The organism is Janthinobacterium sp. SUN137 (assembly GCF_030587265.1).
Classification (GTDB): domain Bacteria; phylum Pseudomonadota; class Gammaproteobacteria; order Burkholderiales; family Burkholderiaceae_D; genus Janthinobacterium; species Janthinobacterium kumbetense.
The window spans coordinates 1,612,396-1,629,156 of record NZ_JAPWHZ010000001.1; the positions used below are offsets into that span (position 1 = coordinate 1,612,396).

10 protein-coding genes are annotated in these 16,761 nt (G+C 59.2%); all 10 read right to left on the reverse strand.

What is annotated here, in order from left to right:
* Complete coding sequence (gene rfbH, locus O3298_RS07365) at nt 1-1,326, reverse strand: lipopolysaccharide biosynthesis protein RfbH (RefSeq protein WP_305058892.1); 1,326 nt, start codon at nt 1,324-1,326, stop codon at nt 1-3.
* Between the two features lie 30 nt (nt 1,327-1,356).
* Nucleotides 1,357-2,424, reverse strand: coding sequence for a CDP-glucose 4,6-dehydratase (rfbG, locus tag O3298_RS07370; protein ID WP_305058980.1), 1,068 nt, complete (start codon nt 2,422-2,424; stop codon nt 1,357-1,359).
* Nucleotides 2,424-3,194 carry a glucose-1-phosphate cytidylyltransferase gene (rfbF, locus tag O3298_RS07375; protein ID WP_128141717.1) on the reverse strand — a complete coding sequence of 257 codons (771 nt, stop codon included), beginning with the start codon at nt 3,192-3,194 and terminating at the stop codon, nt 2,424-2,426. Before rfbF ends, rfbG begins: the two co-directional genes overlap by 1 nt.
* Before the next feature lie 51 nt (nt 3,195-3,245).
* Complete coding sequence (locus tag O3298_RS07380; protein ID WP_305058893.1) at nt 3,246-4,478, reverse strand: Wzz/FepE/Etk N-terminal domain-containing protein; 1,233 nt, start codon at nt 4,476-4,478, stop codon at nt 3,246-3,248.
* 94 nt (nt 4,479-4,572) lie between these two features.
* Complete coding sequence (locus O3298_RS07385; RefSeq protein ID WP_305058894.1) at nt 4,573-6,633, reverse strand: SLBB domain-containing protein; 2,061 nt, start codon at nt 6,631-6,633, stop codon at nt 4,573-4,575.
* Entirely contained in the window at nt 6,543-9,482 is a 2,940-nt protein-coding gene (locus O3298_RS07390; RefSeq protein ID WP_305058895.1) for a YjbH domain-containing protein, read from the reverse strand. Before O3298_RS07390 ends, O3298_RS07385 begins: the two co-directional genes overlap by 91 nt.
* 380 nt (nt 9,483-9,862) lie before the next feature.
* Nucleotides 9,863-10,564 carry a DUF4197 domain-containing protein gene (locus tag O3298_RS07395; protein ID WP_305058896.1) on the reverse strand — a complete coding sequence of 234 codons (702 nt, stop codon included), beginning with the start codon at nt 10,562-10,564 and terminating at the stop codon, nt 9,863-9,865.
* Nucleotides 10,565-10,746: 182 nt separating this feature from the next.
* Nucleotides 10,747-12,321, reverse strand: a complete 1,575-nt coding sequence (locus tag O3298_RS07400) for an SEL1-like repeat protein (protein ID WP_305058897.1) — start codon at nt 12,319-12,321, stop codon at nt 10,747-10,749.
* Between the two features lie 3 nt (nt 12,322-12,324).
* Nucleotides 12,325-14,529: an EAL domain-containing protein gene (locus tag O3298_RS07405; protein WP_305058898.1), complete on the reverse strand. Its 2,205-nt coding sequence runs from the start codon at nt 14,527-14,529 to the stop codon at nt 12,325-12,327.
* A gap of 5 nt (nt 14,530-14,534) precedes the next feature.
* On the reverse strand, nt 14,535-16,688 hold the full coding sequence (locus O3298_RS07410) for an HDOD domain-containing protein (RefSeq protein WP_305058899.1): 2,154 nt from the start codon (nt 16,686-16,688) through the stop codon (nt 14,535-14,537).
* Between the last annotated feature and the right edge of the window lie 73 nt (nt 16,689-16,761).

A 16,761-nucleotide genomic window follows, 5' to 3' on the forward strand; every position in this document is an offset into this window, starting at 1 on the left:
TTAGAAATTTACTCCGAAGAACTCTTCAATTTTGCTGATCGAGAAGTCCATCATTTCCTTGGTCAAGCCAGGGAAAACACCAATCCACAGCGTGTCATGCATGATGCGGTCAGTATTCGTCAGCTCGCCCGAGACGCGGTAGTTTCGTCCGATCATGTAGGGCTGGCGTGTCAGATTGCCAGCGAACAGCAGGCGTGTGCCAATCTTGTTTTGATCGAGGAACGTCAACAGGTTGACCCGGTCCACGTTAGCCTCAGGACGCAGAGTGATCGGGAAGCCGAACCAGGATGGATCCGAGTTCGGTGTCGCTTCTGGCAGAATCAGGAATTCTTCGCAGCTTTTCAGGCCAGCTTTCATGTAGGCGAAGTTGTCCTTGCGTGCCTGTACAAAGCCAGCCGCGCGGTCCATCTGCGCCAAGCCGCAAGCGGCTTGCATGTCAGTGATCTTCAGGTTATAGCCGAGATGCGAGTAGGTGTACTTATGGTCGTAACCTTCCGGCAGCGTGCCCAGCTTGCAGCAGAACCGCTGGCCACAGGTATTGTCCTTGCCCGGCGCGCAATAGCAATCGCGCCCCCAGTCGCGGAACGATTCGGCAATCGCTTTCAGTTCCGGATTATTGGTAAACACCGCGCCCCCTTCGCCCATCGTGATGTGATGCGCAGGGTAGAAACTCATGGTGCCGATATCGCCGAAGGTGCCGCACATCTGGCCGTTGTAGGTGGCGCCCAGGGCATCGCAGCAGTCTTCCACCAGCCACAGATTGTATTTTTTGCACAGCGCAACGATGACTTCCAGGTTGAACGGATTGCCCAGGGTATGGGCCAGCATGATGGCCTTGGTTTTATCGGTGATGGCCGCCTCGATCTTGCTGGCGTCGATATTGTAGGTGCCCAGCTCGACGTCGACAAAGACAGGCACGGCGCCAAATTGCAGGATCGGATTGACGGTAGTCGGAAAGCCGGCCGCCACACCGATGACTTCGTCACCTGGCTGGATGGCACGCGCACCCAGTTTTGGCGATGTCAGCGCCGAAAAGGCCACCAGGTTGGCCGACGAACCGGAGTTGACGGTGATCAGGAATTCGACGCCGATGAACTTGGCCAGGCGCTTTTCGAATTCATCGTTGAAGCGACCGGTGGTCAGCCAGGCGTCCAGCGAGGCTTCGACCATCAGACCCATTTCAGGCGCGCCGACTACCTTGCCGGCCGGTGGAATCACCGTCACGCCCGGTTCGAACGGTTTTGGCACGCTGGCCAGTGCGCCGTATTGCGCCACCAGGGCGGCGATCTGTTCGCGGATTTGTTGTTGGGTCAGTTGTTCGCTCATGATACAGCCTTCAATTTATTAGGTAATTAATTAGGTATTTTGATAGGTGACGATTTGCGCCAGCGTCATTGCACGCATGTCGGCCCCTTGGTCGCACGCCTTATGCCACTCAACGATCTTGGTGATCGTCTGGCCGATATCCCAGCGTGGATGCCAGCCCAGCTGGCCGCGCGCCTTGGAACAATCGAGCTTCAGATAAGTCGCTTCATGTGGATGGTCCTGGCCATCGAGCGACCAAGAGGCGCCCGCGCCCCATTCTTGCGTCATGCGCTCGATGATCCATTCGACGGGCTTGGCGTCGGTATCGTGCGGACCGAAGTTCCAGCCCGCGGCGTGCACGGGCCCCTCCGTGTACAGTTTTTCCGCCAGCGTCAGATAACCGCTCAGCGGCTCGAGCACGTGTTGCCACGGGCGAACGGAGTGGGGATTGCGGATCATGACCGATTCACCGGCGCCAATGGCGCGCAGCATGTCTGGAATCAGCCGATCCAGCGCCCAATCGCCACCGCCGATGACATTGCCGGCGCGGCCGCTGCCCAGGGCAATACCGTGCTCGGCGTATTTGTCCGCATGGAAGAAGGAACTGCGGTAGCCGGCTGTCACCAGTTCGGCACAGCCCTTGCTGTTGCTGTAGGGGTCATAACCGCCCATGGCTTCGTTTTCGCGGTAGCCCCACGGCCACTCGCGGTTTTCATAGCACTTGTCGCTGGTAACGTTGACCACTGCGCGCACGCCAGGCGTGGCGCGCACGGCTTCGAGCACATTCACCACGCCCATGACGTTGGTGGAATACGTTTCCACCGGGTTCACATACGAATAGCGTACCAAAGGCTGGGCGGCCATGTGAATGACAATGTCCGGACGTGTGGCAGCCATGGCGCGCTTGACGGCGCCGCCATCGCGCACGTCGCCGATGAGCGATTGCATGCCGTGCGCGACATTGGCCACTTCAAACAGGCTGGGCGTGGTAGGCGCTTCCAGTGCGTAACCGGTCACGTCGGCGCCAAGCTGCTGCAGCCACAGGCTCAGCCAGCCACCCTTGAAACCGGTGTGGCCGGTGAGGAAGACGCGCTTCCCTTGCCAGAATGCGGGATTCATCAAGCCGCCTTCCAGGGCGCCTTGCCCGATTGCCACAATTCTTCCAGATGCACCTTGTCGCGCAAAGTATCCATCGGTTGCCAGAAGCCACGATGGAAAAAGGCGTCGAGTTGCCCCTCTTCAGCCAAGCGCTCCAATGGCTGCTTTTCCCAGGTAGTGCTGTCTTCGGCGATGTAATCGATGACCTTGGGCGACAGCACGAAATAGCCGCCGTTGATCCAAGCGCCATCGCCCTGTGGTTTTTCCTGGAAACTATTGATTTTCTGCCCGTCCAAGTTCAGTGCACCGAAGCGACCAGGCGGCTGGGTCGCCGTCAAGGTCCCGAGCTTGCCATGCGCCTTGTGGAAGGCGATCGATTCAGTGATATTGACGTCACTGACGCCATCGCCGTAGGTAAAGCAGAACGCCTCTTCCCCTTCCAGGTACTGTTTGACACGCTTCAGTCGGCCACCGGTCATGGTTTCGTCGCCGGTGTCAACCAGAGTGACCTTCCAAGGTTCAGCGTTGCGCGCATGCACTTCCATCTGATTATTCTGCATGTCGAACGTCACGTCCGAGGTATGCAAGAAATAATTGGCAAAATACTCCTTGATGACATAGCCTTTGTACCCGCAGCAAATAATGAAGTCATTGACGCCATGTGCAGAATAAGACTTCATAATATGCCACAGAATCGGCTTGCCACCAATTTCCACCATTGGCTTTGGCTTCGTCGATGTTTCTTCGCTAATACGAGTTCCCAGCCCACCCGCGAGAATAACAGCTTTCATTTTCTTCCTTACTCATCAAAGTGCTAACGCACGCCACTCAAGGCATTCCAACTAATTATTTTTATTCTTCCAAGCCATCCGCAACTCACTCCAACGATATCTGTTTTTTTCGTCTTTCATGGAATGAACATAAGCATCACGCATCAATGCGATCAGCATACCCAAAAATACACCACCAACAAAACCCAACAGTATAATGATGCTTCTTTTTGGTTTAGCTTTTTTTTCCGCTGGAACTGCAACATCAAGAATCTGGATGATCGATGATTCTTTTGCCTCATCTATTTTAGCCAATTCATATTGCTTCGAAAGCAGCTCAAATATCGTCTCCTGATATTTTACATTCCGCAATCTACGTATATATTCGATTCCCACTTCCGGAAGTTTTCCGGTTGGCACCATCAAATCACCGTCGCCAGATAATTTTCCAACTTTTAATTTTTCAAGTTGCGCACGGTATCCTTGAATTTCACTTTGTAGACGCATCAGGTCTGGATTGTTGCTTGTCGCGAAACTGCGCATCGAATTCAATTGCACCTCTTTCGCCGCGATGGTTCCTTCCAGTTGCGCAACATTACGAATAATTCCTTGAACTTGACCATCCGGTTGAAGCAAGCCCGTACTTTCTTGGGTTTTACGCAGTGCAATCTCAGCATCCGCCAGATCATTCTTCACCGCTAGCAACTGTTTCTCGAAAAACAGACGACGCTGTGCAGCATCTGAGATTGCAAGACCCTTGGTCAGATAGGACAATTCAGTGACGAAAGAATTAGCAAGTTCTGCCGCAAATTTTGCTTCTATGTCTTCCACCAAAATGGAAATGGTTCCATTTTTTTCACTAGATACTGTCGAAAATAATTTCAACTTATTTCGCGCCTCATCAAGCGTTTCAACATCATAGCGTTTTTTTAAATCGAAACGACTAATCAATTTATCTGCGATTGTGCGACTTTCCAGCATGCCGACATATAAATCATTGGGGTTTTTTAAACCAGCAATACTTCCGGCTGCTCCAGCCAGGCCACCCAACTGGCCAAGCATGGCTGCAACGCCAGAACTCTGTTGCTGCTGTGGTGGCAAAATAACTGCTGTGGCGGAAAACTTTGGCACCATCAGGAATGCAATGGCAATCGCCAATATCCCCGTTACCAAGGGAACAATCAACATTGTCTTTTTTTGCCTAGCCAGCGCAGTCAGTATATCCAACAAGCTGACCTCATCATCTTTATCATTCATCTCTGCTGGCGACACTTTATCCACTTTATCTTTTAATTCTTCAATCATCTTGCTCTTTCAAAGGACAATCCAACATATTTGAAATGTTACCAAGGAACACCATTTATGGTGAATGTAACCAATCCCGACGCCAACGAAAAAATTAGTCTTTCAAGACTTTCAAACCGGCCGCACCCAAGCCAAACTGATAAAAGATAGACGTCCAATCCTTCAAGCTCTGCATGAACGTACTACGCTCAATTTTTTCAGGTACCACGACCGTATCACCGGGATTCAACGCCGTGCCGCCAAGGCCACTGAACCAGCCAGTGCCTTGGCCGCTTTGCGCCGTGCCATCAGCACGAATCACATACATTTCGGATTTATCCGCATTCGCGGTGATGCCACCAGCCTGCTGCACATAGTCGTTGACCGTGCGCTGTGGACGATACACAAAGGCGTTTTGCTGGAATACCGAACCCAGCACATCCACGGTGCCCGGACGGCGCGGGATCAGAATCGAGTCGCCATCCTGCAACGGCAAGTCGGGCAGGTTTTTCACTTGCGTGTCGACACCTGGCAGATCGAGGACAATGCGTCCTTCCGCCTTAACGGTGCGCAATTTTTGCACGATGCGGCGCTGCTGCTCAACTTCGGCAGCCGTTTTTGCCGCGCTTTCCTTGTCGCCGGTGGCGGCCATGCGCTGGGTGGCGTTCGACTCCAGGTCGCGCTCGAAACGATCGGCCACCTGGTTCAATTTGATCTGCTGGGCGCGGCGTACGGATTCGCGGTTCAATTGGGTCGCGTACAAGTAGCCGTTTTCATTAGCGCCGCCAACACGGGCGATCAGCTCGCGCAGGGTTTCGCCTTTTTTCAACAGGAAGATACCGCTCTGCTTTGCTTCGCCAGCCACACGTACGTATTCGTTCTGAATTTGTGCCTGCACAGGTACGGCGCCTGGGGCGAACACGCGCAGGATATCGGTAGGCTTGATCGCGATACTGGCCAGCTGGGTATTGCTGATGGCTTTATCGGCGGTCAGTTCCACCACGGTTTTATATTGATTGTCGATGTTCTTTTCGACCACGATCTGCTTGGTTTCCGCCGCCGAATCAAAGCCGCCGGCCCAGCTCAGTACATCGGCCAGTGTCGCTTTGCCTTTCAATTCGAAAATAGCCGGTTGCTTCACGCTGCCCGTCAAGGCCACCAACGGGCCCACTTCAGGAATATAGATCACGTCGCCGTCGCGCAAGGTGACATCGCGGCTCTTGTCACCGCTGACCAGCATGTCATACAAGTCGAACGTCGTCACGGTATCTTTGCCGCGCTTGAGCTGGATATTGCGCATGCTGCCGGTGGCGTCCGGACCGCCCGAGGTAAACAGGGCGTTGAGCAAGGTGCTCATGGAATTGAGGGTATACGTGCCAGGACGAACGGCATGGCCAACCACGTACACTTGCACGGCACGCGTTTGCGCAATACTCGCTGTCAGGTCGAAATTGGTGTAGATCTTGCTGATGGCCTTCTTCAAATAGCCCTGCAAGTCCTTGTACTGCACGCCGCTGACCTTGATGGAGCCGACGCGCGGAATAAAAATTGCACCGCTGCGGTCGACCGTGGCGCTGACGTCGATGTCGACCATGCCCCAGCCGCGTACCTGCAACTCGTCGCCCGTGCCGATCACATATTCCTGGTTCACCTGAACGCCATCGAGCGGCGCAAAGGTGGACGGCACATCGCTAAACAGGTCCTTGCCGAAGATGCTCAGTTTTTTGCCCGTCACGCCATCGACATACTCTTCGAAAGCACCGACTGGCGCGTCAGCATCTGCAACGCCGCGTTTGGTGGTCGTGTTGCCTGGCAAAGATTTGATTTGCCGCTGCTCACCGCGGCCACTACGAATACTGGGTAAGCTGCTGCCACCCATTTCATTCGCCTGTGCACGGGAAATATCCGTGCGAGGCATGTCAGTCGCGCCAGGTTCCTGCTCTACGGCATAGGCAGAAGTGGCGCCCAGCAAGAAAGCCGAGAAAATCATGTGTTTCACGAAAGGCGGAGGAGTACGAAATTGCTTTTTCATGCTGGTCTTTGTCTGGATGAATGTTGTATGAGTAAAGGGAGCGCCATGCGCGCTTAATACTTGCCCTGCCAGGTCACGCTGATTTCTTTCGGTCCGGGACTGATCGACAGGCCCGATTTGCTCTGGTCGCGCTGCGCGTGCCACAGCCAGCTGCCCATGGCGTAGCCCAATATGCCGCCGGCAACCGTGTCGGAGACCCAGTGCTTGCGGCCGAATACGCGGCCGGCGGAACCCACGGCGGCCACGCTGTACAGCCAAGGCGCATCGTATTCCTTGGCAAATGGCGTCACGGCAGCAAAGCCGATCGCGGCATGCGTGGAAGGGAACGACGAGTTTGCACGGGAACTGCCGCTGCCGACGCGGCTCCACGTTCCGAGGTCTTCCTCTGGACGGGCGCGGCCAAACGCATATTTTCCGGCCACTGCCACGCCCGTTGCCACGGCAACCGATTGCAGAGAAATGAGTCCCGTATTTTGCATGCGCTCATCGCCCAGGGCGAAGGCAGCGGCGGCCGCACCGACTGCCGCGTATGGCATGGCCTTGCCCAGCTTGTCCCAGTTGCGGTAGACCTTGGAATCCTCGTGCTTCTTGACGAAACGGTCGACGGGCTTGTCGCTGAGGGCTGATGCCAGCACCACGCCCCCGACCACCGCCGTCGCCTTGAGCCACTCAGGGGCGCTGGGCGTCGCAGATGCGGATTGCTCCAGGCGTGCGCGCATGGCGGGCCATGGGCTGACAAACGGCCGGTCCGGCGGATTGACGGCAGGCAGGTGCTGTTCGTCCGGGCGCTCGGCAAAGTTGCCCAGGCCATCGTAGCTGTGCATGTCGGCGCGCGGGCGCTCGAACATGTCGTACAGGTCGCCAGGCGAAGCCACCATCTGCCCCACGTCGCGCGTCCATGGCGCAAGGGCGAAGCCGGCCGTCGATTGCGTATCCATCGGCAGCATACTGTTCAACGGCACGGACAGGAAGATGCCACGGTCCTGGTACGGCTTCGACGGCGTACCAGGGCTGGTGATGTCGTTGCCGTTCGTATGCGTGTACCAGGCACCGACTTCGATGCCGGACTGGAAGCGGCGCTTGAATTCCATGCGCACGCCCGTGTCTTTAGCCAGGAAGCGGCCGGCGCGCGCCGTGACGGTAATATCGTGCGGCAAGCGGTAATGCAGGGAGCCGATCGCCGTCACCGTCTTGTAGTCGCGCGAGTCGAGCAAGCCCTTGAATCCCCGCTGCTGCAAGGCATCGACCGCCACGTCGGCCGCCCAGCGGCTGTCTTTCGGCAGGTACAGCACCTGGCCACCCACGCCGCGGAACATGTCTTCATACAGGCCGGCCGACATGCGGGTATACACGCGCTCGGCGGGATTGTCGTATTTGTTCAGCAAGACGCGGCTCAGCGAGAAACGCCCGCCACGCAAATATTCTGCGATATCGGTACGCACGTGCGGCAAGTTGCTGTTCGATGGCTGCTTGACGCCCGATACCGTTTCCAGCAACTGCAGGCTGGCGGCAGTATTCAGGTACAGGCCGTCGCCCAGGCGGCGGTCGTAGTTGGCCACGGCCGAAATCGAGTAACGGAAGGCGCCGCTGGGGTCGTTGAAGAAGAAGCCCACCTTGGGGGCGACCTTGAAGCGGTTCGCTTCCCGATCCAGCGATTTGATCTGCACCACGTCGCCATCGACGCCAACGCCGACGGCCAGCTTGCCGTCGTCCTGGAGGACATTGGCGGCCTTGGCGGGAGCGGGTGCGGGTGCGGAAACGGCGGGAGCAGGCGCCGCTGGCGCCATGGCAGTCGCGGAAACGGCAGCAAGTACCGGCACGGGCGCAGGTACTGGTGCTGCGGCAACGACGGGTGCCGGCTTGTCGAGGAATTCCTGCAGCCAGCCTTGCTGATCGTCCCGGATCACATCGCTTTTTTCAGGATAGCGCAGCAGCACGACGTCGAGGAAGGCCTTGCGGTCGATCTTGCCTGCCAAATAGTCGTTCAGTTTTGGCAAGTCAAAGAATTCGTAGGTGGCGATTGGCTGGTCCAGCTTGGTATACGTGATGCGCAGGGTCGTCACGCCCTTCGGCGTGAAGGCGACTGCGGTGCGCGCGGCACGGCCAACGGCGCGGCCCATGTTCGAGATCCGGCTGTTGGTCAGGCTCAGGCTCAGGACATTGCCTTCCTGCTCGACACGGATATTCTTGTAATCCTGTTTGACCAGCGCATTGACCAGGTCGGCGCCATACACGGGGTCACGGTGCCATTCTTCCTTGCTCGGCAGTGGCGGCGGATTCTTGTCGTCCACGAAATACGGCGGTTCATATACCTTCGGCACGAATTCGCGCTCGCCAAACGGAATGCTGACAAAGGCGTTCACGCTGAACTGGTCGCGGCTGCGTGCCGCTTGCAAGGCAAGCCAGCCCCAGCGGTATTCCAGGCCCACGGAGGCGCCTTTGCGGCGCTTGCCCGCATTCGTTTCACTGGCGCGGAAGTCGCGCAAGTAATTCGTTGTATCGTACTCGGCCACCACGGACCAGCGCGGCAGTGCAGTCGGCGTCCAGCGCGCGCCGGCAAACACGCTGTCCGGGCGTTTATGGGCGTAGCCAAGGCTCGCTTCGATATTCTTGCTGGCGCCAAATGTCTTGGTGGCAACCACATATTGGCCCTTGAACAGCTCGGTACCGAACAAATCCGTCATGCCGATGGCAACGGACGGCATCCACTCCGTTTCCGTCCACAGGCGCAATTTGCCGTCGACGACTTTATCCTTGTAGCGGCCATAGCCACTGCCATATTCACCGGGCACATTGGTAAAACCGGGTATGCCCGTGATCGACACATAACGTCCCGTCATTTGCAGGAAAGGCAGGATATTCGCCGTCGCCCATAACTGGCCATACGGGCTGTCGTAGCTGTAGCCGACGCTGAAGGTGCCATCCGTTTCCACCACGGCGCTGGGCATATTGATATACCCGGACTGGCCACCATGATTCGGGGTCGCGGCCATCACCGAAGGCGCGCCAAGCACCAGACAGCCACACCAGGTATATTTGATTGATTTTCTGAGTACGCTTAACAAATCCGGCTACCTAAAAGATCCTGCACCTGGAATTCCTGACAATGTATTCAGAAAATCAATGAGCTTGGGGAAACGTGAATGAAACGAAAAAAGGCCAACCGACGGGCATCTTGCAATGCCACGCATCAGTTCGCCACTAAAACTCGGTACTTCCCGGCAATTGATCGTTGCTTAATCATGCCTCAGGAATATATGTCGCAGAATTTTAACATTGTTTTCTTGTAGCAAATGCTTAACTTGTTTCCCTAGCGCCACACCTGCCCATGCGCCGCACACGCCACATGGAGCCGTGCAGCACGCTTGAACAATCACTTCAAACTGCCAAATACTTTGCCGATAATCTTGCTGCCATATGCGAGCGGATTGCTGCGGATGGCTTTTTCTTCCTCGCCGATCATCAGGTACAGGCCGTCAAGCGCACGGTCCGTGACATAGACTTCCACCGTCGATTGCTGTTGCGGCACCAGTCCCGTCTTGCCGATCTGGCTCATGGTGCTGTTGTACTTGCTGGCCAGGCCGGAACGGTCGGTAACGGATTTCACGATGGGCAGGAATTTGACGGCCAGGGGTGCCGAGGTCTTCTGGCGGAAGAAATCCGTGACGGAGGTATCGCCACCGGACAGGATATTTTTCGCATCGCTCACGCTCATCGATTTGACGGCGTCGAGCAGCAAGGGCTTGGCCATGGGCACGGCCGACTCGGCGGCACGGTTCATCGACACCACCAGGTCGTCCAGTTGCTGGCCGCGACCCGTCATTTTCAGCAAGGGCTTGGCTTGTTCCAGGATGCCGGGCAGCTTGATCTTCACCTTGTCGTTATTGAGAAAACCATTTTCGATGCCCAACTTGGCAACGGCGGCGGCCGATCCGGCTTCCAGCGCCGCCTTCAAGCCATTGCTCGCATCCTGGTTACTGAGAGCATCCAGGGGACCGGCGCCGGCACCGGACGACAGCAACACCAGCGCGCACAGGAGCGTGGCCGAACGGCCAGGGAAAGGGTTCAGGCGCATAGTTTTCCTTTTCTAGAGAATAGACAGACTACCTTCTGCTGGAACCTTAGCACATCAAAACTGCAAATACTGTAGCAATTTTTTGCGTCTTGGGGAAAACAAGTGGTGCCACAGATGGCGGAGGGAAGGGACTATACAACACCGGCTGTTGTATCCGCGCACGCTAACGCCGGCGGCATAGTTTAGGCTGCTATCGCGGCCAACTGTTCACGCACCCGCGCCAGATCCGTCTCGCGCATGCGCGCCGCCGTCTGACGCAGGGATTTTTCCGCACCGGCCACGCCGGCCGCCACCGCCATCGACAGCCAGATATACGCCTGCTGCAAATCGAGCGGGCCACCCTGGCCGCTGGCCGCCATCAAGCCCAGATTCATTTGCGCCCGCGCATGGCCCTGGCGCGCGGCCAGCGCATACCAGTCCCAGGCGGCGGCATAATCCTGCGGCACATCCTGTCCATTGTCATGCCGCAGGCCCAGTGCGAACTGGGCCAGGCTGTGGCCTTGTGCTGCGGCACGGCAGTAACAGGCGCAGGCCAGCTGGCTGTCTGGCGCCGGACCATCGTCGCGGTCGTGCAGCACGCCCTGCATGTATTGCGCCGGCGCGTAATCCTGCTCGGCGGCGCGGCGGTACCACTCCAGCGCCAGCGACAGATCCTGCGGCACGCCCTGGCCATGTTCATAGCGCAGGCCCAGGTCGAACTGGGCCCGCACATGCCCCTGGTCGGCCGCCTTGCGGTACCAGAAGATGGCTTCCTGCGCATCGGCAGGCATGCCCTGCCCATGCTCATGCAACAGTCCCAGCTGATACTGGGCCGCGGGAAAACCCTGCCCGGCCGCCTGGCGATAGAACACTTGCGCCCGGGTATAGTCCTGCGCGCCATGTTCATGGTGCAGGCCCAGGTTGTGCTGGGCCGCCGCGTGCCCCTGGCCAGCCGCCTTCACATACCACTCGAGTGCCGCCTGCTTATCGCAGGGCATGCCCTGGCCATTATCGTAGATCAAGCCCAGGTTGAATTGCGAACTGGCGTGGCCCTGCTCGGCCGCGCGCCGGTACCAGGTGATCGCCTGTCCGCTGTCCTGCGGCAGCACGTCGCCATTTTCATAGCGCAGTGCCAGGTTGAACTGGGCAGGCGCATAGCCCTGTTCGGCCGCCTTGCGCATCCAGGCCGTCGCCTGCTGGCGGTCCTGGCGCACGCCCTGGCCATTATCGTAGCGCAGGCCCAGGTTGAACTGCGCCCGTGCATAGCCCTGTTCGGCCGCCTTGCGGTACCAGGCGATGGCTTGCACGAAATCCTGCGGCACGCCCTTGCCATTGTCATACATCATGCCCAGATTGTTCTGTGCGCCCGCGTCGCCCTGCTCCGCCGCGCGGCTGAACCACAGCATGGCTTGCCCGCTGTCCTGCGCGATACCCTGGCCCTTGGCATACAGCCAGCCCAGGTTGTACTGCGCCGCCGCGTAGCCCTGCTCGGCCGCCTGCTGATACCAGTGCGCGGCCTGCACGAAATCCTGCGGCACGCCCTGTCCCTTCTGGCTCATCACACCCAGGTTGTATTGCGCGTGCTCGAGTCCCTGCGCGGCAGCCAGGCCATACCAGTGCAATGCCTGCGCATAGCTTTGCTCGATACCCTGGCCATTGAAATACATGAAGCCCAGGCTGTGCTGGGCGTTCGCATTGCCCTTTTCGGCCAGCCCTTTCAGGCGCAAGTAATCAGCCGTGTAATGAGCGGCCGTGTAACGGGGATCTGCAGGCGGCATGGATCAGGCCTCGATGGCCAGCGGCTGCGGTTCGCCCGGTGCGGCACCGGCGATCAGGCGGTTCTGTTCCTGCAGCACGCCGATGAAACTGCCCAGCGAAATGGGCCGGTGGTACAGATAGCCCTGCATCGTGGTGCAGCCCTTGTCCTGCAGGTAGCGCGCCTGTCCTTCCGTTTCCACACCCTCGGCGATCAGGTGCAGGCCCAGGCCGCGCGCGATCGAGATGATGGCCAGGATGACGGGGTAGTGTCCGTGCTCGTCGTGGATTTCCTTCACAAACGACTGGTCGATCTTGATGGTGTGGATGGGGAAGCGGTGCAGGTACGACAGCGAGGAATAACCGGTGCCGAAATCATCGATGGCCACCGACACGCCCAGTTGGCACAGCTTGTTCAACTGCTCGATCGCATACTGCGGGTTGCGGATGCAGATGTTTTCCGTGATCTCCACTTCGATCTTTTCCGGCGCGATGCCATAGCGCGTCAGCGCGCCGCGCATCTTCTCGAAAAAGTCGCCCCGGTCCAGGTACTGCGGCGACAGATTGAGCGACAGGCGCACGGCTTCGCCGCCGGCCGCATTCCACTGCACCAGGTCACGGCACAGGGCGCCCAGCATCCAGTCCGAGATCGGCAGCATCAAACCGTTCTCCTCGGCGAACGGCAGGAATTCGCCGGCCGTCAACAAGCCCCGCTGCGGGTGGTTCCAGCGCATCAACCCTTCGGCGCCGACGATGCGGCCCGTCATCACGTCCACCTGCGGCTGGTAATACATCTCCAGCTGGTTCAGCTCCAGCGCCTTGCGCAGGCTTTGTTCGAGCGCGATCTTCTGGTGCGACACGTCGAGCATGGACTCGTGATAAAAACTGTGGCCATTCTTGCCCAGCGCCTTGACCTGGTACATGGCGATGTCGGCATGGCGCAGCAGTTCGTCGATGGTCTCGCCGTCGCCCGGATAGATGGCGATGCCGATGGAAGCCGAAATATGCACCTGGTTGCCATCGAGGTCGAAGGGCTGGTGCAGGCATTCGAGGAACTTGTCGGCAATCAGGCGCGCATCCTGGCGGTCGCGCAGCTCCGGCAGCACGATGGTGAATTCATCGCCGCCCTGGCGCGCCAGGGTATCGCCGCGGCGCAGGCAATCCTTCAGGCGCAGCGCCACCTGCTGCAGCAGCTCGTCGCCCTTCACGTGGCCGAGGGTGTCGTTGACCAATTTGAAGCGATCGAGGTCGATGAACATCACGGCCAGTTCCGTCAGCTTGCGCCGCGCCTGGATCACGGCCAGTCCAAGACGGTCCTTGAACAGCATGCGGTTCGGCAGGTCCGTCAGGATGTCGTGGTAGGCCTGGTAGGAAATGACTTCCTCGGCGCGCTTGCGGTCGGTGATGTCGCGCGCCACGCCGTAGGTGCCGAAGTATTCCTGCCTCCGAGCTTCGTGATCGTGGCTGTGCATGCCGATCGAGTTGAGCGGAATCGTCATCAGGGTGTTGTTGAAGGTGCGGTCGCTGCCGCTGCCGCTATGGCACTTCAGGCGCAGTTCCACATTGCGCGACGCGCGTTCGTCGATGCGGCGCTCATTGAAGGCATAGCGCGCCCGCTCCTGGTCTTCATCGTGCACGAGGATCGAATAATGGCTGCCGATCAGCTCTTCGCGGCTAAAGCCCAGCAACTGGTGTACCCGGTCGTTGATGAAGGTGATGCGGCCTTCGTGGTTCAGGGTGTAGATGATGTCGGGCGAGCTGTCGACCAGGTAGCGGTACATCTTTTCCGAGTTTTCCAGCTGCAGCGCGATGCGCTCGTTTTCCAGCGCCAGCTTGCGCTTCTGCAGCGCGTTCTCCACCGTCTTGAGCAGCTCCTCGCGGCTGTACGGCTTGCGCAGGTAATCGTAGGCGCCACGCTTCAAGGCGCCGATGGCCGCCTCGATGCCGACGTCGCCGCTCATGACGATCACGTCGCCCTCGATGCCGCGCCGGTTGATGTGGTCCATGATTTCATGGCCGCTCATGTCGGGCAGGCGCAAGTCGAGCAGGATCAGGTCGAAGCGCAGTTTCGACAACTGCGCCAGCGCCTCGCTGCCGCAGGTGGCCGTGTACAGCTGGTAGCCGCGGTCCTTCAGCAATTCGTGGAGGGAGGCGAGCAAACGGGGCTCGTCATCGACCAGCAGGATGCGCGGGCTGTTTTCCAGGTCAAACGGAATGGCGGAGGAGTTCATGGACGTTACGAAGACAAGGCGGTATTGCCGGGCGCGGGCAGCGCGGCCGCAGCACTCGCCGGCAAGGGAATGGGCAGCAGAATTTCAAACGAGGTGCCGGACTTGCTGCTGCGGCAGCCGATCACGCCATGCAGGCGGGTGACCAGGTCATGCACGATGGACAAGCCCAGGCCGTGATGCGCCCCTTCCTTGCTGCTGCGCACAGGGGAAAACAGATTGGCCAGCACTTCCGGCGCCAGGCCGGCACCATTGTCGCTGACGCACAGTTCCAGGTACAGGCGACGGTCGCGGTTGACGTGGCCACGGTTCGCCACTTCGATGCGCCCGCCATCGGGCAAGGCTTCGACGGCGTTTTTCAGCAGGTTGAGCAGGATTTGCTTGAGCATGTCGGCATCGGCCTCCACTTCGCATGGCGCATCCTGCATGCGCGTGACCACCTCGATCTTCGGCGGCAGGAAGTCGGTGGCGCGGAACAGGCGCAGCACATCGTCGACCACGCGCGCACAATCGGTCACGCCACTGGCCGCCACCGGCTGCAGATCGGCCAGGCCGCCGATCAACTGGCCGACCCTGTCGATTTCCTCGTTCAGGATCGACATCTCGCCCGTGACCGGCTCCTGCTTCTCCAGCTTGTGATCGAGCACGCTCAGGTAGTTCTTGATGATGGACAGCGGGTTATTCACTTCATGCACGACGCGACGCGATGCGGCACGGTATTCCTCGGCCACGTGATCGAGTTGGCGCCGTGCCAGGCCGCGCGCGCTGATGGCCGTTTCCAGCGCCGTGGCGGCCTGGTTGGCATAGGCGCGCAGGAAACCCTCGCGCTTCTGGCACGCAGGAATCTGCCACGCCGCCACGCCGCCAATCAACACGCCCAGGCTGCGCTGGCCCGCCACCAGCGGCACGCAAACCAGGCTGTCGGTACCAAGAATTCGAAACAGCTGCTCCTCGACGATGCCCAGCGCCGGCATGTCGCGCTTCAGGAACGCCAGTTGGCACTCCAGCGCCGAAGCGGCCAGGAGCCCGCCCTTGGCCAGCGGGATCGAGAAGCCGGCCAGACGCTGCTGATGTTCGCCCGTCGCCACGCCGACGAGCGCATGGCCGGTGGGGTTTTGCAGCAGGATGACGGCGGTGTCGAAATCGAACAGGATGCGCGCCGAGCGCGTGATGGCTTCCAGCAGGCTGCTTTCTCCCTGCTGGCGGGAGAAGGTCTGACCCACTTCGGACACCAGCACCATATTGCGCACTTCATCGGACAGACGCTGTTGCACCGGATCGACGGATGGCGGCGCATACGCGGGCGGCGTGGCGATATCGTCCGCACCGGCCAGGTCGATGCCCAGATGCTGCGCCGCCTGCGCCACCTGGCGCGCGACGCTGCCGGCCAGGTCTTGCAGTACCTCGACGTCCAGCGCGCACAGGCTTGCCGCCTGCGTGATCGATTCCGCATCGTCGGCATGGCAGCACAGCAGGTGCGCCAGGCGCACGATGCGGATCAGGGGATGGCTCGCTTCCAAGCGCGCCAGCGGTTCGTGGTGATACAGCACGCTGTCGGCCAGGAAGGAATCGAGATGCCAGCGTTCGATCAGCCAGGCGCCCGCTTCGGCATGCGTGATCTGCAAGGTGCGCTGCTCCACCGCGCACAGGGCGGCATCGTCGCGCGCCGTGAAATTGAACGCGTATTCCTTTGGCGCCGTGGCCAGCAAGGCCAGGCGGCCCACGTTGTGCAGCAAGCCGGCCAGATACGCTTCCTCGGCGTGCGGATAGCCCATGGCCTTGGCCAGCGCGCGCGCCATGACGGCGGCCGACAGCGAGCTTTTCCAGAAGGCGCGCAAATCCGTGCTGCCGGAATGGGGGAAGCTGTTGAAGGTCTGGAAGACGGATTCGCTGATGACCAGGGTCTTGATCATGTCCGTGCCCAACGACACGAGCGATTGCTCCAGGCTGACGACCTTGCCCTGGCGATGGTAGGCCGAGCTGTTGGCCACGCCGAGGATCTTGCTGGTCATGCCCGCATCCTTGGCGATCAGGGCGGCCAGCTCCGGCATGCCGGCATCGTCGGCCTGCAGGTGGGCGATCAGCTTGATGAGGATCTGCGGCATGGCCGGCAGGCGGGCAATCAGCAGGCGATTGCGAATATCTTGATCAGATTGATGCATCGTATCAGGCATTGCCGGTTCGAAAAGGATGAGCGCTTAGCAGCGAAGCGCGGCCACGTCAGAGGAATCCTCT